The following is a 23,271-nucleotide window of genomic DNA, read 5'->3' on the forward strand; positions in this document are numbered from 1 at the left end:
TCATTGGGTGTGGCAATCGTGCAGTGGCTCAGGTTTTGGTGGCCTGACGCTGGCCTGGAACAGTGTCGGCGCTATGCTGGCGGGAAATTCGACGGCAACGGGCGGAGAAAACCCATGCTTACATCTATCCAGGTGCGCCTGACTCTGTGTCTGGCGCTGTTGCTGTTTCTGCCCGGAGCCTGGGCAGCACGGATTGTGTCTCTGGCACCCAACTGGAGTCATACGGTGTCTGCCGTCGGGGCGGAAGAGGAGTTGGTGGGCGTGACCCGCTATGCCCGTTTTCCACAGAGCATTCCCGACAAGGTGGCCAAAGGCGAGTTGGCGGTGGTGGGTGGGTTTACCGACATCGACCCCGATGTGGTCGCCGCCCTTAAACCGGACCTGGCGCTGACCGCTTCCGGGTTGCAGCTGGGGCTGAAGGCGGAACTGGAAAAACGCGGCATCAAGGTGATCCATATGGAGGAGCGCAGCCTGGCGGAGGTGTACGCCAAGATCCGCGCACTGGGAGAGGCCATAGATCATCGGCCTCAGGCGGCTGCCTTGGTGGACTCCATCCGGGCTGGCCTGGACAAGTTGGCCAGTCAGTACGCAGCCGGTGAGCCTCTCAAGGTCTATTACGAAATCAACTACCTCTACAAGTGTGTGCCGGGGGCGGATTCCTACATCAGTGAGTTGATCCGCCTGGTGGGGGGGGAGCCGGTGTTTGCAGAGCGAGCCGGCATGGCGCCGACTGTCACCTGGCCCGAAGTGGTGCAGTCAAACCCCCAAGTGATATTGCTGCCCACCTGGCCTGGCGCCACCGGACCGGTGTTTGAAGGCCCACAGGCCGGCAGCGGCACCACTACAGTGGCGGAAGTTCAGGGGCGCCAGGGGGCAGAGAGTGTCTTTGCCGTGCAGCATCACCAGGTGAAGTTCATCGATTCTGCGGTCACCAAACAGGCCGGACCCTCGATAGTGACCGCCGCACGCCTGCTGGGTGAGGCGATCCACGGTAAGTAGCACAACACTGGGAAAACCCACATAGAAGCGGTCAACTTCCCAGGGGTAGTATGTGCTTGAGTGATTCATCATATTGAACCTTAACTTTTTCAGCGTTTAACCGGCCTTTGGGCCGGTTTTTTTATGTTAACTGGCTGGCAAAAGCCGGATCACTGTGAAAAGCCCCAGAGTATTTCACGCCTCATCGGTTTACCGTCAGCCTGTTTGCGGCCCCTTTTCAGGGGGCCGGACCAATAACATTCAAACAGTTGGCAAACATGATGATGATGAGAAAAGCGCTGTCCATCGGGGCGGTAACCATGATGGCATTGGGTCTGGGGTTTTCCTCCCAGGCCATGGCCGGAGATGCTGAGCTGCTTACCAAGCTGCAGCAAAAATTTGAGCAGGGGAAATACTCCAAGAAGGGCGCCGATGGCTGCATGATGTGCCATCGCAAAACCGAGGGGGTGGCTGCCATCTTCGATGGCATTCACGGCAATCCCAACGTGGTGAAAGGCCCCATGGCCGGTCTCCAGTGTGAGTCCTGCCACGGCCCTCAGGGCAAACACCGCGGCAAGAATGAGCCGATGATCACCTTTGGTGATGACTCCCCTCTGACCGCCGAGATGCAAAACAGCGTCTGCCTGGCTTGTCACGACGACTCCGGCCGCAGTGACTGGCACCTGGGTGCCCACGCCTCCGATGACGTCGCCTGCGTAGACTGCCACCAGTTGCACGTGGCCAAGGACCAGGTGCTGACCACCGAGGGACAGAACCAGAGCTGCCAGAGCTGCCACACCAAGGTCAAGGCCGACAGCCACAAGCGCTCCGCTCACCCCATCAAGTGGGATGAGATGGCCTGCTCCGACTGCCACAACCCTCATGGCTCCCTGAGTGAGTCCTCCATGAACCAGGCCACCGTCAACGACACCTGCCATCAGTGCCACGCGGACAAGCGCGGTCCCTTCCTGTGGGAGCATGAGCCGGTGATGGAAGATTGCAGCTTGTGCCACAACGCCCACGGCAGCGTGAACGAAGGGATGCTCAAGACCCGGGTCCCCATGCTGTGCAAGCAGTGCCACAGCGAAGATGGCCACCCCAGCACCATTCCTGGCGGTAACGGCAGCATTCAAACCGCAGGGCAGGGCTGCCTGAACTGCCACAGCCAGATCCACGGTTCCAACCATCCGTCCGGCAAGGCGTTCCAGTTCTAAGGGGTGAGACCATGAAGACAAGTATCAGTGCCATCGCCCTGGCGATGATGGCGGCCAGCACCCAGGTGCAGGCGTTCGACTTTGGCGTTAATGCCGCCAATCTGGAGAAGGCCAACACCAGCAAGTGGGCCTGTAAGAAGTGCAACACCAATGTGGGGACTCAGGGTGAATTTACTCTGGCGGCGGGCAGTGCCATCACCGATGATGACCATGCCTCCAATGCCCTGGGCTATGAAGACGGCTTTGCCGCCGGCGTCGATGCGGACATTCTGCACATCAGTGACTCTGGTGTCCGCAGCGAAGTTGAGGCCAAGGAGCTGGGCAGCAAACGAGGCGATCTGCGCCTGAGCCACCGTATGCCGGGCAGCTGGCAGGTAGAGGCGGAGCTGGACACCAAGTCCCATGTGGACACCACCAGCGCACAGACCGATCCCTCCAACCTGGACAAGACCGAACAGCTCAAGCTGGAGCGGGAGAAGCTGGGCTTCGCCGCGCGCTACATGGGAGACCGTTGGGGGGCTCGATTAGCCTTTGACAATGAGGAGCTTACCGGTAAGCAGGTTGGCAGTGTCAGTCTGCTGGGCAATACCACCAATATCGCCAAACCGGTCGACAGCGTTACCCGCAACATCATTGCTGCGGTCAACACCAGCGGCCAGCGTTGGTTGCTGGAAGCGGGCTACCAGGGCAGCTGGTATGACAATGACATACTGGGCTTTGCCGTTCAGGCGCCCGAATCAGCCCTGGCCGGAGCCCCGGACAACCAGGCCCAGCAGCTGTTCCTTAAAGGTCGCTACCAGGCGGGCAGCACCCGTATCAGCGGTCGTGTGGCCACCGGTGAGCAGAAGCAGGATGCGGATCTGGTGACTCTGACCGGCGTTCCCGCCGGTGTGGAAGCGGCGGATCTCAAGGTGGATACCCTGGATGCGGACCTGGGGCTGACCAGTCGGCTCTCATCCAACTTGACCCTGCGCGCCGCCGCCCGTTACCGCGATCGCGACAACGACTCCACCCTGTACGAAATTGAACGGATCCGCTTCGGCGAGCTCAGTGGTCAGGTGGAGCAGACTCAGGCGCTGGACACCACCAAGGCCAACTATCGGTTGTCAGCGGATTACCGCCTGGCCATGGGGCAGAAACTCTCCGCCGGCATCGAGTACGAGAACATCGAACGCAGTGCCAGTGAGCGTGAAGAAACCGACGAGACCGAGGTGTGGGTCAGCTACCGGCTGAGCTCCCTGGAGCTGTGGGACCTGCGCCTGAAGGCGAGCTATGGTCAGCGGGACGGCAGCCGCTTCGAGGCGGACAGCGTCACCTCCTCCGAGGAGAACGACCTGATGCGCAAATACCACCTGGCGGACAGAAACCGCACCCAGGTGGTGGCGGAGATCGGCCACACGCCGCTGCCTCAGCTGAGCATCGACCTGCGGATGCACTATGCCCTGGACGATTACGACGACATTGACATCGGCCTGATCGAGTCCGAAGACTATGGCTATGATCTGAGTCTTGGCTGGGAACCCGGCGACGCCTGGTACCTGTCTCTGTTTGGCGGCTACCAGTGGATCGACAACGAGCAGCTGGGCAGTGACAACGGTGACTACGCCACCTGGTCCGCCCTGAGCAGCGACGAGTTTGGCTTCGCCGGTGTCTCTGCCGATTTCCTGGGCCTGAAGGAGTGGGGCGTCAAGCTGTCTGCATCCTATCAGTATGCACTGTCCATCAGCGATGGTCACACCAGTGCGCCTGAGTATCTGGGCGAGTATGAGTCCACCAGCCACAGTGTGCAGCTGCGTGCAGAGTACGCCCTCAGCGACCGCTCGGCTATCGGCCTGCGTTATCAATATGAGCGCTATCAGGACAGCGATTACGCCGATATTCCGGTGGTCAACTACCCAGGTCAGGGGGTCTGGGGGCTGACAACCCTGGGTGACCTCAGCCAGGACTACAATGCCCACCTGGTGATGGCAACCTTCAGCTACAAGCTGTAACAACGCCAACAAAACAGGGGAGCCGAAAGGCTCCCTTTTTTTATCTTCAGCTTCGGTAGTTTGATGTGATGCCAGTCTCAAATAGAGTAATTGCTCTATTTGGGGTGGAGTGACTGTATTATCCTGTCTCCACAAGTTATGAGGATGAAACGGAGTGCAGGAATGAATCCCTTAAACTGGTGGCGAACGCTGTTTTTACCCGCCATTTTGCCGACAGGTGCCGAGGATGTCCGCAAGATTGATACGACTCTTTTTTTTCTGCTTCTCTCTCTTCTCACCGGGGTCTACAGCCTGATCAAGTGGCAGGGCCAGGGCGTACAGCCTCTGGTTTTGACCTCCATTGTGCTTATCGCTCTGGAACTGTCCGGGGCGGTGGTGCTCAAGCTCTCTGCATCTTACCGGGCCGCCCTGAACCTGGGCTTTCTGGGAATGAGCCTTCACTGCCTTAACCTTATCTACCAGTCCGGCGGCATGCTGGCCTCCAGTCAGGGGTTGTGGGTGCCGGTACTGATGGTGGCCTACTTCCTCTGCGCCGGCTTGCTGATGGCGACCCTGTGGTCTCTGTGTGCCGGTGGCATCGCGTTGGTCATGGTACTCCACGCCCTTTCCGGCGGCAGCTATCCGGACCTGACTTTATCTGCCTCTGCCCTGCGGATGGAGGCGATCACCGGCATCGTGGTGCCTCTGCTGGTCATTGGCATTGCCCTGGCCTTTACCTCTGCTCAGCGCGTCAGAGCACTGCGTCAGGCGACTCAGTCCCGTCAGGAGAGTGAGGCCGCGCTGGACAGGGCCCGCCAGGGAGAGCAGTCTCTGTCTGACGTTCTGGCCAGGGTCAATGATAATGTTCAGCAGCTCTCTGAGGTAAACCGTAATCTGGAGCAGGAGTCCGGTTTGTTGCAGCAGCAAGTGGACCAACTGCATCACAACTGCGCCGACCAATCGGCCGCTGCCGAACAGATAGCCACGGAGCTGCAACGCCTGACCCGGGATACCCAGCGCAGTGACCAGTTTGTCTCGGAGCTCAATCAACACAGCGACAGCATTAACCGCGAGGCTGAGCGCAGCGCGGGCAGCCTGGAGGCGTCGGGCCAGGCAATTTCCCGAATACTGGACGCCAATGACAAGATCACCGGTGTCGCGGCACTGATCACCCAGGTCGCGGAGCAAACTAATCTGTTGGCGCTCAATGCTGCCATCGAGGCGGCTCGCGCTGGCAGTCATGGCCGGGGATTTGCGGTGGTGGCCGACCAGGTGCGAGAGCTTTCGGCTCAGAGCAATCAGGCGGCAAAGGAGATACGCAGCATACTGGACCTCAGCCGCCGCGAGGTTGAGCAGGGCCAGTCTGTGATTGGTGCGACCAACAACACCATCTCCGGCATTCTGTCCCAGGTGGCTGGCAGCCGTGAGGAGGTAGGAAAGCTTACCGGGCTAATCGCTCAGCAGGCTTCCTCGGTCGAAGAGTTGTCAACCGCAGGCGTCAGCGTCAGCGACACGGCGCGGGAAACCGCCGAGGTGGCAGGCCAGGTTGCCGACCAGAGAGTCAGGCTGGCTGAGCAGGTGGAAGTGGTGCGCAGGCTAACACAGGATCTGCACGCCGTTTTGGAGAGCAGAGCCTGAGCACGTTCAACACCGGCACTGAGGGCGCTCTACACCGCCTGTTCAGGGGTCTTCAGACGCTCTAGCGCCGAACTCGTAAGGTAGCGTTCGACCCGGCCGCATTCAGGGCAGGCGAAAAGCTTGAAGGGGGCGTTCGAGTGGGGCAGACCATTGATCAGGCTTAAGGGATCAATGCTGGCATCACCATAGGGCACCATCGCTGAATCGCAGCGCTCGCACTGGGGCAGAACCGCGGCTTCATCGGCTTCAGGATGCCGTTTGGCACAGCAGTTCCAACATTGGGAAAAGGTATCGTCATCTATCAGTACATGACACTGTGGACACACCCAGGACACCACAACTCTCCTTGTCACATGAATATGGCGTGGTAGAAGGCAAGGAGTGTAGGCTTGGAATGCTCATAAGTCCTTGTCATATATCAAAATATATGGATTAACCCCGTCAGGTTTTTTGAAATCATCTTCATAGATTGGCCCTTTATCATGGTGGAATTGCTGGTTATTCCAGCACCCGGTTCGCCAATTACGGCAAAGCGCTGTCATCGGAGCTATCCTCTAAGGTCAGAGGAGCTTAAAGAGCGCAATATGAACAGTGGTTTGCACTTAGTTTCCCAACAGGTTCTTACCGAAAGCGTCATTCGAGGCACTTTGAAAGGCGGTCTTCCGGTACTGGTCGTGCAAAATCGTTTCGCCGAGGCAGTGATCAGCCTGTTTGGCGGTCAGATCCTCAGTTTTACCCCCGTAGGTCGCAATAATTGGCTCTGGCTGAGCGACACAGCCCTGCTGGACCAGACCCGTCCCATTCGGGGTGGGGTGCCCATCTGCTGGCCCTGGTTTGGGAACAACGGCTCCCAGGCGGATTTGCCTTCTCACGGGTTTGCCCGTACCCAACTGTGGCAGCTGGATGAGATCAGTGAGCAGGTCCAGGGCACCATAATTTCCCTGTGTCTGTCAGACGATGACATTCGGCCGGACTATTGGCCCTTTGCCTATGAACTGCAATTGGATATCCACATTGGTCATCAGCTCACCCTCACGTTGACCTGTCATAACTGTGACAGCAAGCCCTGGCCTTTTTCCGCCGCGCTTCATTCCTACTTTGAGGTGGGACAGGTGGATCGCTGCCAGGTGCACGGGCTGGGCGGACGTTATCGTGACAAACTCAGCGGCCAGAGTGTTATACACGCTGGCGCCCTTCAGGTTCGTCCGCCTCTGGACAGGATCTACCCCAAGGCTGAAAGCCAGGTGGTGTTGTCGACACCGGGACACAGTCTGCTATTGGATCAGTCTGGGATGGACTCTGTGGTGGTCTGGAATCCAGGTAAACGGCTACCCGCAGACATGCTGCCGGAACAGGCAGGGTCCATGCTCTGTGTGGAAACCGCCTTGTTGGGCGAGGAGGGGGTGATGCTCTTGCCGGGGCAGGGCAAGCAGTTGTCAGTAACCGTCAGCCGCCAGAGATAAAAAAACCGCCCCAGAGGGGCGGCATCAATCAACGGAAGGTTCGGCGTAGCTTTCCCCTTCAGTTAACTGCAGTCTTTTAGAAAAATCACTCTAAACATCAGTCATCTTTGCTGCAGACCTGCAGCACATCTTCAGCCAGGCCTTCCGGACAGCCGAAATGGGTCCAGTCTACGGTCAGTAACTGGGTGTTGTACTTCTCGCAGATGTGCGGCAGGAAGGTGTTATGGCAGTCGGAAATCAGCTGAATGTAGCTGCGTGGCGTGCCCAGTTCGGCGTCACGGCCGCGTTCCAGCATGCGATCGTAGGCAACTTCAGGATCGGATTTGAGGTAGACCACGGCACTTACCTGAGGGTAATCACGCAGTTTGTCCTGGATGTCGTAGTAGTAATCCAGATCTTTGCCGTCGGGGCGGCATGCCTCAGCCAGATTCGCCTGACAGAACACCAGATCAGAGAACAGGGAGCGTTCGATGATGTAGTTGTAGCCTGGGTCCAGATCCTGGCAGGTCTCTGCACGCTTATTGGTGATGTAGCGCTGGAAGTTGATTCGCTGGCTGGGATCGTTGGTAAAGGCTTTCAGCAGACGCTGGAACTCAGGATCGGTGTCCACCTCCTCAATGATAAGCTTCCAGGGCTTGTCATCTTGGCTGGTTAACTGATGGGCCAGCTTCGGCAGCAGGGTGGATTTGCCTACGCCGATGTTGCCTTCGATGGCGATCAGTTCGAATTCTTGAGTCATGGTCACTGTGGTCTGCTGTTGATATTGGGATGGGCATAATATCAGAACACAGAGTTTTTAAAACGGGAAAATGGCAATTTAAGCGCAACTTTCTATAGGAAAATGGAGCTTGTCAGTGAGAGTTGGTGCCTGAGTGAATAATATTTGGTATTTACTGCGTAATAAATCTTGCAGCCTGATTATGTGATTGAATAAATAGAATATTTCCTCAAATTGAGAATCTTGGCGTTCGGTAGCAAAAACATTGCTTGGGTGAAAAGTGCGCGCCATGGCGATAAATTGAGCTGATTAAGGAGGGGTTTTGAGGGGCTGGAGCCAGAAAGCCGGGAAAAACCCGGCTTTTCGTTATCCTGACTCTATCTCATCAGTTCCAGGAAATGACTGAACGAGGCGATGGCGTGAACGACCAAGTACCAGATGAGGTAGTCACTGAGCATGATGTGCCAGCTTCGCCAGCTCATGGCCAGGCTGCTGTCTAGGGTCGCCAGCCAGGCCAGGCCAGTCAGGCCAATGGCCAGCATCAACAGCAGACCAATGCCCTCAATAAAGGTCAGCAGGCCCGGTGAGCCCGCCGCAGGCAGTTGTCGTTGGGCCAGCTTGCGACAGTCCTTGGCAATGGGGCCAAACTGGCCCAGGCACCAGCCGAAATAGAGACGCCACTGACCATGACGGCAGCACTTGACCAGAAACATCACACTCAACACCGCAGTAACAGTGCCAAGTATTATGTGGTTGTAGTCCCACCATCCGGCCTTGTCGTGGATGCGGTTGGCCAGATGCACCTGACCTGAAGTCGAGAGTATCCAGATTGCCAGCAGTGCCAGCAGGACATGGAGCTTTTCCATTAGCTGAGAGAGTATGCCCATCCTGTCATTCTCCTTGGGATCAGTATGTGGCTACACGCTGGGAGAATCTGTCTACCTTGTCCCAGTCGGTGTATTCAATACAGGCATCCAGGTTGGTTGGGCCCTTGGTGATCCGCATGATGAAACGAATGATGTGGCGATCAAAGAAGTTGTACCTCTGATAGTCCACCATGCCACCGAACACTTCCATAAAGTCAGGTGTCCAGGTGATGCGCTTGAGAAATGCCTGCATATAAGGGTTGGTTTCAGCCGAGTCTTTTCCGGGTTTGCGAGCCACCAGGGATACCGAGAAGAAACCAGAGGGCTTCTGCTCCAGTTGTGGCTGCTTCTCCTTGATAAACTTAAAGACTCTGTGAGCGTGCTTACCGTGTTTGATGCTGGCGCCGATGAGGATCTTGTCGAATCTGGTCAGATCCACATCTCCTTCAGCCAGGTTATGCAGGGATACCACCTCACCACAGCTCTCGAGCTGGGTTTTGATTTTATTGCAGATCTTTAGTGTCTGCCCCTTATCGGTGGAATAGGCGATAAGTGTATTGCTCATTTACTCTCCAGCGGGTTGACCCTATCTCGACGCTCCCATCATAGCCAAAGGAGGCCCAAGGATAACTTGAAGGGGATCACCGATTGGGGCGGGGACTTGGTGAATCGCCTTTCAACTGCTTCTTTTGTGAACTAAACAGGTAAAGTAACTGTTACTGAAAGTGGTCGCCAGTCTCGATTCTCTTTATCGTCTGCCACTCAAAGCAGGAGGAAAACCGCTACAAAGTGAACTCTGGTATGACTGTTTGGCTGAGTGCGGTTCATTTTAAAATACACCTGGTAGTTGAAAAGGTGGTATACTTAGTCCTGAATGTTTCCCCTCGGAGCTGTCACCCCCTCGTAAAGGGTTCCGCCGCCACAGAAGCAAAATCAATGAGAATTAGATTAGAGCAATTGAATGAAGAAGAGATGGATTATCTCTTTAAACTTCGCAAGGCCAGAACATTAGATACACTTGAATTAATGACTGAGCGGTTGGAAAGGGAAGCAACCACCAGCGCTCAGGAAGCCTCAATTTGTCGAGCATTCGACGTTAGAGAAGGTGAAATTGAGCAAGGCAAGTATGTCTAAATGCCTGTGAAGATTTAGATTCGCAAAACAGATATCCATAACTGGTAAAATAGAACTAATAGATAACTAATAATTCTATCTGGATACTTGATTTAAAGCCCGGCCCCTTTTGGGGTGCCGGGCTTTTCTGTCTTAGGGAACAAGGCGATTGATCACAGGCACTCTGGAGAGCGCCATAGTCAACAGCAGAGCGGCAAATAGCGTCAGGATGGCGATCGCCGGCAGGCCGATCCAGTTGCTGCCAAACCAACTATAGACGCCATTACCGAGGTCTCTTACCGGGATCAGAAGCAGAGGGTGAACCAGATAGATTCCCAGGCTGTAACGGGCGATCAGGCTGATAATCTTACGCAGTGGTCCCTGAATGCGATCGGCATAGCGTTGGGCTAATACAAACAGCATTGCGGCTATCACGACAGTATTCAGAGATTTATATCCCATAAAAAATGCACTGTAGCCACGCTTCAGTTCGGCAAACCACCAAGTACCAGTCAGATTGATAAGCAAAGCCAGAGATCCGGCCAATACCCACCACTTCACCTGCTGACTATTATCCCTGTTGAATAGATACCAGCCGAGAATCAGATATCCACTATAGAGAATCAAATTCTGCCTCAGTGGAGTATCGACGTGCAGCCAGTGCGTCAAGGTCAATAGCATCCAGGCGGCAATGATCAATTTAATCCTCTCTTTGTTCATATTAGCCAGAAGGGGGGCTAAAAGGGGAATGACAAAATAGAGAGGAATAAAGTCATAAAAGAACCACAAGTGATACCAGGCAGGTTCTCGTGGTGAACCAACCAGGGTGTCAATGGCCAGTTCTTGCGAAAACCCGCCGTCGGCCCAACCGGAAGCTATTGAATATATTAGGGTCCAGGCGATAAAAGGCACAACAACCTTGAGTAATCGCCGTTTCATATAGTCCTTACAAACAAAGGGGCGATTGTCGGACAACAACAAGGCACCGGTGATCATCATGAAGACGGGCACGGCCCAGCGGGAAAGCGCATTGTAGCCGGAAGCGGCCATCCATTGGTCCATGGGCGCCAGGCCCCACAGGTGGCGCCAGGGGCCCAAAACATGGATCAGCACAACAGCGATGGCAGCCAGGCAGCGTAACAAGTCGAGATAGAAGATGGATGGTCTCGTCTGGGACATGCGATAAGGCTCCTGGGGGAAAACTTATTCAGCATACCTTAGTGAGAGTAATGAAGACAGATTAGGGGCTTAAGCCATTCAGCCTGGGTTAGGACTGATCTGTTATGTGCTCAAAGGTTGGGCGTTTGGGCTGAGTCGATAACCAACCGGTTGGCGTGGGCTCCAGGCCGCGAAACCCTCCGGTTGGTTCGTCTCGGTGTCGTCTATTTGTTGAACGCCACCAGATGCAGCATCTCGGTGGCCAGAGTGGCCCCGGCCAGTGCGGTGATTTCGCTCTGGTCATAGGCGGGTGCCACTTCAACCAGGTCCATGCCGACAATGTTGAGACCAGCCAGTTCACGAAACACCTTCAGCACCTTGTCTGTGCTGAGGCCGCCGCACACAGGTGTGCCGGTACCCGGTGCAAAAGCGGGATCCAGACAGTCGATATCAAAGGTCAGGTAAACCGGCAGGTTACCTACCCGGCTGCGAATCATCTCGGCAATCTTTTTGGCGGGCAGATCGTTGGCTTCATCGGCATGCAGCACCTGGAAGGGGTGATCGTCGTAGCCGTACTCGGTACGAATACCCAACTGGATGCTGTGGTCGGTGTCGATCAAACCCTCTTTGGGAGCGTGATAGAACATGGTGCCATGATCATAACGGCTGCCCATGCTATAGGTGTCTGTATGGGCGTCGAAATGAACCAGAGCCAGCTTACCGTAATGTTTGGCGTGGGCGCGAAGCAGGGGCAGAGTGACGAAGTGATCACCGCCAAAGGTGAGCATCTGCTTGCCAGCCTGGAGCAGCTTGGTCGCGTGGGCTTCCAGTCCCTGAACCAGTTGCTCCGCATCACCGCAGTCAAACACCAGGTCCCCGCAATCCACTACCTTGAGTTTCTCTTCCAGGGCGAATCGCCAGGGGAAACGGTGATCTTCCCAGGCCAGGTTAACCGACGCACGTCGCAGGGCATCGGGACCGTTGCGGCTGCCGGGACGACCAGTGGTTGCCAGATCGAAGGGGACGCCGGAGATCACCCAGTCGGCATCGGATTCGGAGGGGCGAAAGTCCAGGGGGCGGCGCAGAAAGCCAAAGGCGTTGGAATAGAGCGAATAATCTTTCTTATCGGCAAGTGTTGCCATACAGACCTCAAGTGTCACCGTGGTGACGGACTGGTTATGGAATATCAGGGGCTATTGTCCACACAGTCGCGGTTGTTGTCATCTGATATTGGCGGTGGAGAGGCAGATTTTTCCTTGGAGGATCTCTGACCAACTGATCGGCTGCCGGCTTGGTTAAGCTGAATATCCGGGTAGACTGGGGCCAGAACAGATTTTGGAGATGTGACATGGCCCATCAATGGTCACTGGAGTGGCAAGGCCGCACCATCAAAGTGAGCTCAACCTGGGCGGCGGGAAGCCGGCTCTATGTGGATAATGCGCTGCAGGACAGAAACGGTGCGCTATTCGGTTTACCCTCTGCACAGCGGCTGGTCGGTAAGGTTGGAGAGCTTCCCATAGAGGTGGAGGTGAATTACCAGCTTTTCTGGCCTACGGTGGTGATCCGCATAGAGGGTGAAGAGGTGCTCAGGCGCACCTCTCGAGGCTTTTAAATCACCACTTCCTGCCACAGCTTTACCACCTCGGCATCGCCGGGATAAGGGGTGGCGGCCAGCTTGTCGGCGCTGTGGTATTGATGGCGTTCCTCCCCCTTTCCACACAACAGCAGCAGGTCGCCCGGTGCCATCTTATTCAGGGCGGTGTGAATTGCCTGGGCCCTGTCCTCAATTTGGTGAGACAGCCGTCGGGGATCCATGGTGTCGAGCAAGGTGGTCAGGCTGACGCCAAGAGGGTTATCTGCCGTGAAGTAGCTGTGATCGGACAGCGCCAGAACCGTTTCGCCAATCTCTTCGGCATCGGCCAATCGGTCGCCGGTCACCCCCAGCAGGGTATGAATCTGACCGTAGCTGCTATTCCTGGCCTGGGCTATCAGGGTAGCCAGGCTGGCACGGTTGTGGGCATAGTCCACCACCACCTGGCGGTTGTTACTCAGGGCAATGCTGTGGGAGCGGCCGGGGACAGGTGCCAATGCAGTCAGTTTGGTCAATAAGGGCTGAAGGGAATGGCCCAGAATCAGACCCGCGGCCAGCATGGCCAGCGCATTGTCGATGTTGAACTCAAAGGGAAGGGGCAGGGTGCAGCGATATTTTGCTCCCAGATGGTGCAGCCAGAACTCACTGCCCTGAAGATCGCAGTGAATCACCTCGGCGTACAGGTCTGCTTCCGGGTTGGCTCGGCTGTGGGTCAGGGCCGGACCCCGATGGCGGCACCGGTCCAGAACCATGGTGGCGCAGGGATCGTCCAGGTTGACCACCGCGCGTCCTTCCGGCTTCAACTTATCCAGAAGACGCAGCTTCGCCTGTATGTAATTGTCGCGATTACCGTGAAAATCCAGGTGGTCTTCGGTGATGTTGGTGAAAATCGCACAATCGAAGGCGACGTGGTCTACCCGGTCCTGTGCCAGTGCATGGCTGGAGACCTCCATCACATGATGGGTTAACCCCAGGCGCCTCAGCGTGCCGAAGCGTTCCAGCAGCGTCAGGGCATCCGGAGTGGTATTGACGGTGGGCGTCAGCAATTGCCGGTAGAGGCTGCCGAGCGTCCCGGTATAGCAACTCGGGGTAATGTCATCGAGCAGCTGGTAGAGACCGAAGGCCACCGTCGTCTTGCCATTGGTGCCTGTGACTCCGATCTGAGTCAGATGATCGCCTGGGTACTCCAGATAGCCGTTGAGCAGCGCCAGGGTATCGGCAAAACCGGCGGTGACGATGCAGGGCACCTCAAGCTCCAGCGGCCTGTTGGCAATAACCAGAGTGGCTCCGGCGGCCACCGCAGCTTGGGCAAACTCATGACTGTCGACGGTCAGCCCCTGTCGGCAGACAAAGGCGTCACCCGGCTCAATGGATCGGCTGTCCAGTTTGAATGTCTTGGGTTGCAGAGCGTCAAGCTGTTGCAGGCGGGAATCTTGGTTCATAAATCAAGGCCCGGGAGACCCAGGCCAGAATAGGATCAGTTGTCCAGGCCGGCAGAAGCCTGAGCCATCTGAATAAGCTCAATCATGTAGCCATCGGGATCGCGCACAAAGGCGATGTGGGTGTTACCACCCAGAACCGGGCCAGGCTCACGGGTGATCTGGCCACCGGCAGCCCTAATCTTGTCGCAGGCGGCGTAGATGTCGTCGAAGCCCAGGGCCAGGTGTCCGAAGGCGTTGCCCATCTCGTACTCCTCCACACCCCAGTTGTAGGTCAGCTCAACGACGGCGTGACCATCCTTCTCTTCGCCGAACCCAACGAAGGCCAGGGTGTACTTGTACTCCTCATTGACCGATTGGCGCAGCAGGTTCATGCCCAGTACGTCGGTGTAGAATTTGATTGAGCGATCCAGGTCTCCGACCCGAAGCATGGTGTGCAGCATCTGCGGCATGGTGCGTTCCTTAGTGTTCGTTTGCAGCCAAGTTTAAAGATAAACCCTGAGGGATGCGACCACAGAAGCCGTTAAATCGGGATCCGCCTCTCACCTCAATGCAGATGTCAGGGCAGTATCCTCACTTATCTATTTAAATACAGCTAGTTGAACAAGCCTCGACCAGTTGGGTAAGAGTTTTGCCATAACCGCTGTGAGTCATTGCCACCGCGTGTTGCGGTGAGGTTAAAAATGGATTTCAACCCGGACTTTCCTTGGTAAGCTGGCTGAAAAAATGTAGCTGGTTCAAGCAACCGGTAGGGCAAGGGGCATCACTCCCTGTCGCCGGTGATCCTGATTGTATAATTTATTTAACTTAAATCAGTATCTTACTCGGAAACCTGAGCGTACAGATTCCGCGCAGACGTCCAGATGATTTGCTTGATTACGGTCCACAATACAGTATTATCGAAAGGCTGTTTCAAACAGCGAATATCGTTTGTCTGAAGGGGATGGAGTTTGATCCATATCTATCTAGTTGATGACCACGCCCTGGTCCGTACCGGAATTCGCCGCATCTTGGATGACGAGCGTGGCATCAAGGTCGTCGGTGAGGCCGAAGATGGTGAGGTTGCCGTAAACTGGTGCCGGAAGAACCATGCCGACGTCATTCTTATGGACATGAACATGCCTGGTATCGGCGGCCTGGAGGCCACTCGCAAGATTTTGCGGTTTAATCCCGATGCCAAGATCATTGTTCTGACCATCCATACCGAAGAGCCGTTCCCTACCAAGGTGATGCAGGCGGGTGCCGCAGGTTACCTGACTAAGAACGCGCCGCCGGTGGAGATGGTGCAGGCGATCCGCCAGGTGGCTTGTGGTCAGCGTTACCTGTCGCCGGAGATCGCCCAGCAGATGGCACTGAACAAGTTTAAGACCGAGGAGAACCCCTTCGATGACCTGTCGGAGCGGGAGCTGCAGATCATGATGATGATCACCTCAGGGCAAAAGGTCAGTGATATCTCCGAAAGTCTGAACCTGAGCCCGAAGACGGTGAACAGCTATCGTTACCGGCTGTTCCAGAAGCTCAACATCGGTGGTGATGTGGAGCTGACCCGCCTGGCCATTCGCTATGGTATGCTGGACGCAGAGAAACTCTGACAACCAGCTCAATGTCCGAAATACAATTTGACTCCAAGGCCTTCCTGAAAGCGGTCACCTCTCAGCCCGGTGTGTATCGCATGTACGACGCACCGGGTGGGACCGTCATCTATGTCGGTAAGGCCAAAAGCCTCAAGAAACGCCTCAGTTCCTATTTTCGCGCTCAGCTACCCGATGCCAAGACTCAGGCGTTGGTGGCACAGATCCGTCATATCGAAGTGACCGTCACCCACACCGAGACCGAAGCGCTGATCCTCGAGCATGACTACATCAAGTTGTACATGCCCAGGTACAACGTGCTGCTGCGGGATGACAAGTCCTACCCCTATATCTTTCTGTCAGAACACCGCCACCCCAAGTTGGGGTTTCATCGCGGCCCGCGTCGTGCCAAGGGGCGTTACTTCGGTCCTTTCCCCAATGGCGGCGCCGTTCGCGACAGCCTGCACCTGATGCAGAAGCTGTTCCCCATTCGTCAGTGTGAAGACAGCTATTACAAGGCCAGATCCCGGCCTTGTCTGCAGTATCAACTCAAGCGCTGCAGTGCCCCCTGCGTGAGCAAGATCAGCGATGAGGAGTATGCCGAGCAGGTGAAGATGGCCACCCTGTTCCTCCAGGGCAAGAATCTGCAGGTGATTGACCAGTTGGTGGGATGGATGGAGCAGGCCAGTGCCGAACTCAAGTTTGAGAAAGCGGCCCTGTACCGGGATCAGATTCAGGCGATGCGCACCGTCCAGGAGCAGCAGGGGGTCCATGGCAGCCTGGGCGAAATGGACATCCTCGGGGTCTCCGTCGATAAGGGCATGGCCTGTTGCCATATGCTGTTTATCCGGGAGGGTAAGATTCTCGGCAGTCGCAGCTATTTTCCCAAGTTGCCGGCGGACACCGGCAACGATGAACTGACCGCCTCCTTCCTGATGCAGTTCTATCTTGGAGGAGGGGAGGAGCGCCAGGTTCCCACGGAGATCATCCTGCCCTTTGAACTGGATGATAAAGAGGTGCTGCAGGAGGCGATCGTTCAGCGCTGCGGCCATAAGGTGGCACTGAAACACTCGGTACGCAGTGACCGGGCTCAGTTCCAACGGTTGGCGGCCACCAATGCGGCGACCGCCCTGGCCAGCCGGGTGGCGCATAAGTCCACCATTGCCGATCGTTACCGGCTGCTCACCGACACCCTGGAACTGTCTGGCCCCATAGAGAGGATGGAGTGTTTCGACATCAGCCACACCATGGGCGAGCGCACCATTGCCAGCTGTGTGGTGTTCGACGCCGAGGGGCCGGCTAAGAAGGAGTATCGCCGTTATAAGATTGACGGCATCACCCCGGGGGACGATTACGCCGCCATGGCCAAGGCGGTGAAGCGTCGTTTCGAAAAGGTGACCGATGCGGCCAATCTGCCCACCATCCTCTTCATCGACGGAGGCCGGGGTCAACTGACCCAGGCAGAAACCATTCTGGAGGAGACCCTGTCAGCCAGGGGTATTGAGCCACCGCTGGTGATCGGTGTGGCCAAAGGGGAGGGAAGACGCCCCGGTCTGGAAACCCTGTTCGTGGGATTTACCCGGGAAGTGATCGATTTGCCTGCAGACTCTCCGGCGCTGCATCTAATACAGCACATACGGGACGAGGCACACCGTTTTGCCATCAGTGGTCATCGTGCGGCGCGTGGTAAGGCTCGTTCACAATCTACCCTGGAGCATATACCGGGTATTGGGGCCAAAAGGCGTCAGTCTCTGCTCAAATATATGGGTGGAATGCAGGAACTTAAGCGCGCCAGTGTTGAGGAAATAGGCAAAGTGCCAGGAATCAGCACAGAACTGGCACAAAAGATTCATGATGCGTTGCGCGACTGATCGGTTTTCGGCATGATTGACGGCTGAAGTGGGCCGGCTAGGGCGTTTGTTTTGACCTTAAATATTCCAAATATACTCACACTGTTACGGCTCATCCTGATCCCGTTTTTTCTGGTTTTCTATTATATCCCCTGGCAGTACGCCTATATGACCGCGGCAGGCATCTTCGTGTTGGCCTCTTTTACCGATGCTTTGGATGGATACCTGGCCAGGAAACTGAATCAGACCACCCCCTTTGGTGCCTTCCTCGATCCTGTGGTGGACAAGGTGATGGTGGCCAGCGCCCTGGTGGTACTGGTGCAGAGCTACGAAGGCTCCATCTGGATGACCATCGCCGCCATCATCATGATTGGCCGCGAGATCGTGATATCCGCCTTGAGGGAATGGATGGCGGAGCTGGGCAAGCGCTCCTCCGTGGCGGTGTCCTGGATCGGCAAATTCAAGACCGCCGCCCAGATGCTGGCGATTACCGGGTTGATTACCCATTACAATGAGTGGGTCATTAACCTCTCCATGGTGATGCTCTATGTGGCTACGGCACTGACCCTATGGTCTATGCTGGTCTATCTGAAAGCGGCCTGGAAGGACCTGGTTGCCCACGGATAAAGCAATTCACCTGGGCATTGCATAAATACACAGCACTTAACCCCATAACCAACAAAAGGTTATTGACCGCCAAAGGGGTTTAAGTAGAATACACAGCGTTCCGAAACACGGAACAACTGGCGCGTTGGCAGAGTGGCTATGCAGCGGATTGCAAATCCGTGGACCTCGGTTCGACTCCGGGACGCGCCTCCACTTTTGGGTATAGAGAGTAGCGATACTTTTTAAGACCCTGCCCTGGTGGTGAAATTGGTAGACACAAGGGATTTAAAATCCCTCGCTGGTAACAGCGTGCCGGTTCAAGTCCGGCCCGGGGCACCATCTTCTAACCTTTATGGTTAGCACATAAAAGCTCAATCTCTTCAGGAGGTTGGGCTTTTTTGTTGCCTGACTAAAAGGGACAAGACCGCCTGCGGCTGACATTCAGCGCCATGGATAGCAGATTAATGCCCCGTTTCTTCAAGAGGCGGGGCTTTTTTGATAGGGGCGGCGGGTTCGCGTCCGCTTTAGGTGCCCCAACTGCTTTGGAATGCTGAGCGTCGGGTTGTTACCGCCATTGATCTTTTTTTGCTGTGGTTTGTTCCATGCGGGGAGCGCTGATTGTTTGGTTGCGCCACTGGACACCGAATCCCCTCTGTGATCTCTGCGTCTTTCTGCTTGAGGTGGAACAGTTGCTGTTGGGGTGCTGGATGTGGGTACCCAGGTCTCTGGTGTCTCGGGTCACTATCAGGTCATGCCAACATAAACGGGGCGGCCGCAGCCACCCCGAAGATGGGTTAGGGCTGAACGTGGAAGTCCACGCTGTATTTGAGCAGGAAGTCCGCTTCTCGATAGTCCGGGTATTTTGATTTCATCGCGTCCATGGCTGCTTCCTTGGTTTGCGCGTCGGCGGTGACCGCCTGAAAGTACTCCATGTATTCGATCATGGTGGAGAACAGTTTGGCATCGGTCGGCGCGCCGTGGCCCGGATAGAGGGTGGGTTGCAGCGGCGCGTATTGGCGCTCCATTTCCGTCAGTTGTTGCTTCCAGTTGTCGATGTGCTGGTTGGTGACACCTTGACCCATCCACAGGTGCACCTTGTTGTAACCCAGATCAGACATAAACAGGGCATTAAGGCTGTCTACGTAAACGGTAGTCACATGCTCCGCTTCCGCCGGCTGGTATTGAGTCTCCAATGTCAGGGTGTTGCCCCCGGCAAACGCCAGGGTATTGCTTGGCAGTACCTGGATTCTGTTCTGATAATCAAATCCTTGTGGGTGCTTAGCCGATTTGGGCTTCAGATTGGGCTCGGCGTCCAGCCAACCGACACTTTCCATCCAGGTAGAGAAGCCGATAATGTCCTGTTTGATGGCGTCATTGGCCACCACAATTTTGGCGTCCGGGAAGGTTTTGATCAGGTGATCCATGCCGATGTAATGGTCTGGATGGCCGTGGGTGATCAATATGTGGGTCAGAGGCAGGCCTTTGGCCTTGATCTGCTGACCGAGCTTTTTCGCCTCCTCTGTGGAGCGCTGCACATCCATGACGATCAACGATTCACCGTCGGAGAAGATGGTGGAGTTCACCGAGGCGGTTTCGCCCCGGTATAGCTCAACCTCCAGCGGCTGGGCGGCACTCGCCGAGAAGCTGCTGGCCAGGCTCAGGCCCAGGGCGGAGATCAGAGTTGGATTCAGGCGTTTCATAATTGGGTTCCTTGTGTCTTTGTTTCCCCTGTGTGGAATAGGGGGTCAGTTTCCGGCATGGGCTTTGAAGGTTTGTCCGGTCTCTATGCCCTGTACTGATCTCAGGTAGGAGAGGGCCAGGTCTTTGGCGTCGATAGAGTGGAAACCGGGGAAGTAGTCGCCATAGACGGCCAGGGATTCGGTTACCACAGTGGGGCTGACCACATTGACGCGCAGACCACGGGGCAGTTCCTGGGCGACCGCTTTGGCGAAATGCTCAATGGCGCCATTCAGAGTCGCGGCGCTGGTGCCCATGGCGATGGGGTGATCGGCGATGATGCCGCTGGTCAGAGTGATGCTGCCGCCGTCGTTGAGAAACTCTGTGCCTATTTGGGTGAGGTTTACCTGGCCCATCAGGCGGCTGTTGATGCCCAGATCCCACTCTTCTCGGCTGAGCTTATCGAACTGGTTGAAGGCCACTGCTCCGGCGGCGCAGACAATGGCGTCCAGCGGTGCGACCTGGCTCAGTGCTTGCCGAATCGACTCCGGGTTGCTCAGGTCCAGCGACACTTCTCCAGAGTCTTTCCCTGCCCGGATCACCTGATGGTTGCTCTCCAGTGCCGCTGTCACTCTGCTGCCAATGGTGCCGGATGCACCGATAATCAGTATTTTCATTGATTGTCTCCGTTTGTTTATGAAATGGATGGTAGTTGCTTGCCAAACGTAGAAAAACAGCGATAAATGAGTTCACTGTTTAGTAAATGATGTCAATCAATGAATCTCGCCTATCTACAGACCTTTGTGATCGTTGCGAAGGAGCGCAGTTTTACCCGCGCGGCGGAAAGCCTGGGGGTGTCCAAGGGCTTGGTCTCCCGTCATGTGCAGAAGCTGGAGGAGACACTGGCAACCAGGTTGTTGCTGCGTACTACACGATCCATCAATCTCACCGAAGCGGGGGAAGCTCTGTTGGTCAAGGCCAGTCAGATCCAGTTACTGGCCACAGAGGCAGAGATGCAGGTCAGGGATTTGACTCAGGAGCTCAGTGGCGATCTTCGGGTCACTGCTCCCTTCGAATTTGGCCGGGCTCTGTGTCGGCACGTTATCCCCGAGTTCACGGCTTTATACCCCAAGGTCAATCTGATTCTGGATTTTGGCCCTAAACGCCGTCAGATAGAGGCGGGTGACTTCGATGTGGCTTTTCGGGCATACGATGAGTTGCCCAAGGATGTGGTGGCCAGGGATCTGGGGTACATTCGCAATGTACTGGTGTGCAGTTCGGCGTTCGCCGAGTCGTCCAGACCCGGAAAGATAGCCGATCTTCATCGCTGTCGATTCATATTGAACAGCCAGAACGAGCGCTGGAATCAGCTGGAGCTGGTAAGCGATGATCGACGATATACGGTGGAGGTAACCGGAGGGCTCAGTGTCAATACTTATGCCGCGATGCTTCAGCTGGTACAGAGCGGTATGGGGCTGGCCAGTCTGCCCTATTACCAGGTGGAAGAGTTGCTGGAAAAGGGGGAGTTGATTCAGGTGCTGCCTCAGTGGTCGGTGAAAACCCACAGCATGAGCCTCATATACGCCCAGAGGCGGGTGACCCCCCAGAAGCTGACCACTTTTAACCAAGCGGTACAGCGTTGGCTCGGCGCCAACGAGCTATTCCTGATATAGCGTCAACTGGGGGCGTCGTGTCGCTCATGAACCTGCGACACTCTTGCTCCATCTCAGGGTAAACCGACGCAATAGGAGTGCCCAGATGGACGCGAACAAACTGATGAGGCTCAATCCACCGCCATCAGAATCCTCTGGCTTCTCTTCGGGGACCGGCAGAAAAACCACATTATGGTCGTAGTAGTAGCGTTGGCCTTGGCTTGTCCCCAGTTTTTCCCCGTCGCGAATCCCGACAACCAGCTCAAGCCATTGGCTACCGGATAGATCGATATTCAGGCTGACGTTTTTGCTGGACACCCCGGGAAGAAAATCCACACGTTGGGTAAAACCGTCATCGAAGTGGACACCGGGCTCTGCACTGTCGGAGTCTGCGTAGATCTCAATGGACACTCGCTCATTCAGGGTAACTTCCTGTCCATCGGCATCCGCCAGCCAGACTCTGAAATCCACTTTTCCCTGCATCTCCTCATTGAGTGCCTCCTGTTCCACCTCCAACTGAGCTTGCGCCAGTTCAGGCATGGTGGCCGTGATATCAAACCATCGTTTTTGTGGCAGGGTGTGGTCAAAGAGCACCTGGTGAAGGTAGTCAATTTGCTGCTCATTCACTTTGAGCGGGAAAGCGGTTCTTAACGCCTGGGTGGGGCACATCACATTGTCTTTTTGAGTGCACGCCTCCTCAGTCAATGTATCAAGCCCTGCCAGTCGAAACGCTTCATGAGCCCAACTGTCGGGCGTACTGTCTGTCAGCGAAAGAATGGAGGCCGAGTAGCCTGACGAACCGGAGGTGTTTCCTTGAGTGTCTGGCTCAAGAACAACGTAGGTGACGAGGTCTGCGCCGAACCTCTGCATAGCTTGGCTGGCTTCTGTGTCTGCCCCTTCAGAGATCTGATTTTGTATGGCTGCGGCTGCTGCGTCCATATCGGCAATTGGGGTGGTGTAAACCACATCAGCTAAATTGCCATAGTTGGATTGCAATACTGCTTTGGTTTGAAATTTCACTTTAGGATAGGGGACACCTTCAACCTGATTGGCCCAAAACACCCATTCAGTAATTCTATTGCGAATATATTGTTGGTTGAGCTCTTCAATAGCCTGTGGCTCCACGATGAATACGACATCGACATCAATGGGTGGCTCCATGGGACTGAGGTTGAGTACCGCCGATACTAAGAGCGAACTGACTTCCAACATGAACGACTTCCTTGTTATTGATTGAATAAAGCTATGGTATCCAATGACATTTTAGTTTTGCGCAAGGCCTGCTCAAAATGTGACAAGGAGTTGAAAAATAGCGCCTTTTATCCCGTGGGGATAGGAGGGTGTGCCGTGTCGGCTTTGATAACATGTTCCTGACGGGCAAATAACTCGAAAGGGCGTCAAATTGAACGGCGCTCTTAGTGTAGTGGTCTAATGATCCCGGACACCACTTAAGGTGGTAAAGTCACCACCGTAACAAGAGGTGTTCCATGACCAGAAAACGTCGTTCCTTCACGCCCGAGTTCAAGCTCGAGGCTGCCAGTCTAGTACTCGACCAGGGATACTCAGTCCCCGAAGCCAGCCGCTCTCTCGATATCGGTGAGACCATCCTCAGGCGCTGGGTTAAGCAGCTGGAGGAGGAGAGAGGCGGCACCACACCGACAAACAAAGCCCTGACTCCAGAACAGCAGAAGATTCAGGAGCTGGAGGCCCGGATTAACCGTCTTGAGCGAGAGAAGGTGATATTAAAAAAAGCCACCGCTCTCTTGA

General features: G+C 55.6%; 23 protein-coding genes and 2 tRNA genes. 14 read left to right on the top strand and 11 right to left on the bottom strand.

Annotated elements, in window-relative coordinates; translation table 11 throughout:
• Window positions 1–114 precede the first annotated feature (114 nt).
• The 4 genes from G505_RS0119975 to G505_RS0119990 all read left to right on the top strand — a co-directional run bounded on the left by G505_RS0119975 (window position 115) and on the right by G505_RS0119990 (window position 5,800).
• Window positions 115–999, top strand: a complete 885-nt coding sequence (locus tag G505_RS0119975) for an ABC transporter substrate-binding protein (protein WP_028111139.1) — start codon at window positions 115–117, stop codon at window positions 997–999.
• 263 nt (window positions 1,000–1,262) lie between these two features.
• Window positions 1,263–2,192 carry a DmsE family decaheme c-type cytochrome gene (locus G505_RS0119980; RefSeq protein ID WP_084644094.1) on the top strand — a complete coding sequence of 310 codons (930 nt, stop codon included), beginning with the start codon at window positions 1,263–1,265 and terminating at the stop codon, window positions 2,190–2,192.
• Between the two features lie 11 nt (window positions 2,193–2,203).
• Complete coding sequence (locus G505_RS0119985) at window positions 2,204–4,183, top strand: MtrB/PioB family decaheme-associated outer membrane protein (protein ID WP_028111141.1); 1,980 nt, start codon at window positions 2,204–2,206, stop codon at window positions 4,181–4,183.
• Window positions 4,184–4,345: 162 nt separating this feature from the next.
• Complete coding sequence (locus tag G505_RS0119990; protein ID WP_028111142.1) at window positions 4,346–5,800, top strand: methyl-accepting chemotaxis protein; 1,455 nt, start codon at window positions 4,346–4,348, stop codon at window positions 5,798–5,800.
• Between the two features lie 29 nt (window positions 5,801–5,829).
• Here G505_RS0119990 and G505_RS22185 read toward each other — a convergent pair whose 3' ends face one another.
• Window positions 5,830–6,135, bottom strand: coding sequence for a hypothetical protein (locus G505_RS22185; RefSeq protein ID WP_035385603.1), 306 nt, complete (start codon window positions 6,133–6,135; stop codon window positions 5,830–5,832).
• 339 nt (window positions 6,136–6,474) lie between these two features.
• Between G505_RS22185 and G505_RS0120000 the strand changes: the two genes are divergently transcribed.
• Window positions 6,475–7,263: a D-hexose-6-phosphate mutarotase gene (locus tag G505_RS0120000; protein WP_169628237.1), complete on the top strand. Its 789-nt coding sequence runs from the start codon at window positions 6,475–6,477 to the stop codon at window positions 7,261–7,263.
• 97 nt (window positions 7,264–7,360) lie between these two features.
• On the opposite strand, the gene G505_RS0120005 is transcribed toward G505_RS0120000, so the two are convergent.
• The 3 genes from G505_RS0120005 to hemG form a co-directional block, all read right to left on the bottom strand.
• Entirely contained in the window at window positions 7,361–8,002 is a 642-nt protein-coding gene (locus tag G505_RS0120005) for a deoxynucleoside kinase (protein ID WP_245568411.1), read from the bottom strand.
• A gap of 356 nt (window positions 8,003–8,358) precedes the next feature.
• The gene (locus G505_RS0120010) at window positions 8,359–8,868 is read right to left on the bottom strand and encodes a cytochrome b/b6 domain-containing protein (RefSeq protein WP_035385604.1); all 510 of its coding nucleotides are present in this window, start codon (window positions 8,866–8,868) and stop codon (window positions 8,359–8,361) included.
• Window positions 8,869–8,887: 19 nt separating this feature from the next.
• The gene (gene hemG, locus G505_RS0120015; protein ID WP_028111146.1) at window positions 8,888–9,412 is read right to left on the bottom strand and encodes a menaquinone-dependent protoporphyrinogen IX dehydrogenase; all 525 of its coding nucleotides are present in this window, start codon (window positions 9,410–9,412) and stop codon (window positions 8,888–8,890) included.
• 371 nt (window positions 9,413–9,783) lie between these two features.
• On the opposite strand from hemG, the gene G505_RS23210 reads away from it, so the two are divergent.
• Complete coding sequence (locus tag G505_RS23210) at window positions 9,784–9,981, top strand: hypothetical protein (RefSeq protein ID WP_169628238.1); 198 nt, start codon at window positions 9,784–9,786, stop codon at window positions 9,979–9,981.
• A gap of 132 nt (window positions 9,982–10,113) precedes the next feature.
• Here the strand turns inward: G505_RS23210 and G505_RS0120025 are convergent, their stop codons facing one another.
• Together G505_RS0120025 and speB are read right to left on the bottom strand one after the other, a co-directional pair.
• The gene (locus G505_RS0120025) at window positions 10,114–11,139 is read right to left on the bottom strand and encodes an acyltransferase (RefSeq protein ID WP_028111148.1); all 1,026 of its coding nucleotides are present in this window, start codon (window positions 11,137–11,139) and stop codon (window positions 10,114–10,116) included.
• A gap of 203 nt (window positions 11,140–11,342) precedes the next feature.
• Complete coding sequence (gene speB, locus G505_RS0120030; RefSeq protein WP_028111149.1) at window positions 11,343–12,260, bottom strand: agmatinase; 918 nt, start codon at window positions 12,258–12,260, stop codon at window positions 11,343–11,345.
• A gap of 206 nt (window positions 12,261–12,466) precedes the next feature.
• Between speB and G505_RS22190 the strand changes: the two genes are divergently transcribed.
• Entirely contained in the window at window positions 12,467–12,730 is a 264-nt protein-coding gene (locus tag G505_RS22190; protein WP_035385605.1) for a hypothetical protein, read from the top strand.
• Here G505_RS22190 and G505_RS22195 read toward each other — a convergent pair.
• Together G505_RS22195 and gloA are read right to left on the bottom strand one after the other, a co-directional pair.
• A complete protein-coding gene (locus G505_RS22195) occupies window positions 12,727–14,151 on the bottom strand; it encodes a Mur ligase family protein (RefSeq protein ID WP_035385606.1) in 1,425 nt (474 codons plus the stop codon). The two genes, G505_RS22190 and G505_RS22195, sit on opposite strands and share 4 nt — an antisense overlap.
• Window positions 14,152–14,186: 35 nt before the next feature.
• Entirely contained in the window at window positions 14,187–14,600 is a 414-nt protein-coding gene (gloA, locus tag G505_RS0120045; protein WP_028111150.1) for a lactoylglutathione lyase, read from the bottom strand.
• Between the two features lie 498 nt (window positions 14,601–15,098).
• Here gloA and uvrY point away from each other — a divergent pair, with 498 nt between their 5' ends.
• The 5 genes from uvrY to G505_RS0120070 all read left to right on the top strand — a co-directional run bounded on the left by uvrY (window position 15,099) and on the right by G505_RS0120070 (window position 18,514).
• Window positions 15,099–15,740, top strand: a complete 642-nt coding sequence (gene uvrY / locus G505_RS0120050) for a UvrY/SirA/GacA family response regulator transcription factor (RefSeq protein WP_028111151.1) — start codon at window positions 15,099–15,101, stop codon at window positions 15,738–15,740.
• Window positions 15,741–15,751: 11 nt separating this feature from the next.
• Window positions 15,752–17,590, top strand: a complete 1,839-nt coding sequence (uvrC, locus tag G505_RS0120055; RefSeq protein ID WP_035385607.1) for an excinuclease ABC subunit UvrC — start codon at window positions 15,752–15,754, stop codon at window positions 17,588–17,590.
• 51 nt (window positions 17,591–17,641) lie between these two features.
• Window positions 17,642–18,196 carry a CDP-diacylglycerol--glycerol-3-phosphate 3-phosphatidyltransferase gene (pgsA, locus tag G505_RS0120060; protein WP_084644089.1) on the top strand — a complete coding sequence of 185 codons (555 nt, stop codon included), beginning with the start codon at window positions 17,642–17,644 and terminating at the stop codon, window positions 18,194–18,196.
• Between the two features lie 118 nt (window positions 18,197–18,314).
• A tRNA-Cys gene (locus tag G505_RS0120065) sits at window positions 18,315–18,388 on the top strand.
• A gap of 39 nt (window positions 18,389–18,427) precedes the next feature.
• Window positions 18,428–18,514, top strand: a tRNA-Leu gene (locus G505_RS0120070).
• 455 nt (window positions 18,515–18,969) lie between these two features.
• Here G505_RS0120070 and G505_RS22200 read toward each other — a convergent pair.
• A complete protein-coding gene (locus G505_RS22200; protein ID WP_051216541.1) occupies window positions 18,970–19,875 on the bottom strand; it encodes an MBL fold metallo-hydrolase in 906 nt (301 codons plus the stop codon).
• A 45-nt stretch (window positions 19,876–19,920) separates the two neighbouring features.
• Window positions 19,921–20,529, bottom strand: coding sequence for a short chain dehydrogenase (locus tag G505_RS0120080; protein ID WP_028111154.1), 609 nt, complete (start codon window positions 20,527–20,529; stop codon window positions 19,921–19,923).
• Window positions 20,530–20,628: 99 nt separating this feature from the next.
• Here G505_RS0120080 and G505_RS0120085 point away from each other — a divergent pair, with 99 nt between their 5' ends.
• A complete protein-coding gene (locus G505_RS0120085) occupies window positions 20,629–21,525 on the top strand; it encodes a LysR family transcriptional regulator (RefSeq protein WP_028111155.1) in 897 nt (298 codons plus the stop codon).
• 24 nt (window positions 21,526–21,549) lie between these two features.
• Here the strand turns inward: G505_RS0120085 and G505_RS0120090 are convergent, their stop codons facing one another.
• Window positions 21,550–22,716 (bottom strand): hypothetical protein, encoded by a 1,167-nt coding sequence (locus G505_RS0120090; RefSeq protein WP_028111156.1) that lies wholly within the window; start codon window positions 22,714–22,716, stop codon window positions 21,550–21,552.
• Window positions 22,717–22,991: 275 nt separating this feature from the next.
• Here G505_RS0120090 and G505_RS0120095 point away from each other — a divergent pair.
• The coding region (locus G505_RS0120095) for an IS3 family transposase (protein WP_028110706.1) at window positions 22,992–23,271 on the top strand (280 nt) is incomplete at its 3' end.

This window comes from Ferrimonas futtsuensis DSM 18154, from assembly GCF_000422645.1.
Lineage (GTDB): Bacteria > Pseudomonadota > Gammaproteobacteria > Enterobacterales > Shewanellaceae > Ferrimonas > Ferrimonas futtsuensis.

Bases quoted from the DNA above. Each gene is read 5' to 3' on its own strand.
- G505_RS0119975 (WP_028111139.1), top strand. From the start codon at position 115: ATGCTTACATCTATCCAGGTGCGCCTGACTCTGTGTCTGGCGCTGTTG.
- G505_RS0119980 (WP_084644094.1), top strand. From the start codon at position 1,263: ATGATGAGAAAAGCGCTGTCCATCGGGGCGGTAACCATGATGGCATTG.
- G505_RS0119985 (WP_028111141.1), top strand. From the start codon at position 2,204: ATGAAGACAAGTATCAGTGCCATCGCCCTGGCGATGATGGCGGCCAGC.
- G505_RS0119990 (WP_028111142.1), top strand. From the start codon at position 4,346: ATGAATCCCTTAAACTGGTGGCGAACGCTGTTTTTACCCGCCATTTTG.
- G505_RS0120005 (WP_245568411.1), bottom strand. From the start codon at position 8,002: ATGACTCAAGAATTCGAACTGATCGCCATCGAAGGCAACATCGGCGTA.
- G505_RS0120010 (WP_035385604.1), bottom strand. From the start codon at position 8,868: ATGGGCATACTCTCTCAGCTAATGGAAAAGCTCCATGTCCTGCTGGCA.
- hemG (WP_028111146.1), bottom strand. From the start codon at position 9,412: ATGAGCAATACACTTATCGCCTATTCCACCGATAAGGGGCAGACACTA.
- G505_RS23210 (WP_169628238.1), top strand. From the start codon at position 9,784: ATGAGAATTAGATTAGAGCAATTGAATGAAGAAGAGATGGATTATCTC.
- G505_RS0120025 (WP_028111148.1), bottom strand. From the start codon at position 11,139: ATGTCCCAGACGAGACCATCCATCTTCTATCTCGACTTGTTACGCTGC.
- speB (WP_028111149.1), bottom strand. From the start codon at position 12,260: ATGGCAACACTTGCCGATAAGAAAGATTATTCGCTCTATTCCAACGCC.
- G505_RS22190 (WP_035385605.1), top strand. From the start codon at position 12,467: ATGGCCCATCAATGGTCACTGGAGTGGCAAGGCCGCACCATCAAAGTG.
- G505_RS22195 (WP_035385606.1), bottom strand. From the start codon at position 14,151: ATGAACCAAGATTCCCGCCTGCAACAGCTTGACGCTCTGCAACCCAAG.
- gloA (WP_028111150.1), bottom strand. From the start codon at position 14,600: ATGCCGCAGATGCTGCACACCATGCTTCGGGTCGGAGACCTGGATCGC.
- uvrC (WP_035385607.1), top strand. From the start codon at position 15,752: ATGTCCGAAATACAATTTGACTCCAAGGCCTTCCTGAAAGCGGTCACC.
- G505_RS22200 (WP_051216541.1), bottom strand. From the start codon at position 19,875: ATGAAACGCCTGAATCCAACTCTGATCTCCGCCCTGGGCCTGAGCCTG.
- G505_RS0120080 (WP_028111154.1), bottom strand. From the start codon at position 20,529: ATGAAAATACTGATTATCGGTGCATCCGGCACCATTGGCAGCAGAGTG.
- G505_RS0120085 (WP_028111155.1), top strand. From the start codon at position 20,629: ATGAATCTCGCCTATCTACAGACCTTTGTGATCGTTGCGAAGGAGCGC.
- G505_RS0120090 (WP_028111156.1), bottom strand. From the start codon at position 22,716: ATGTTGGAAGTCAGTTCGCTCTTAGTATCGGCGGTACTCAACCTCAGT.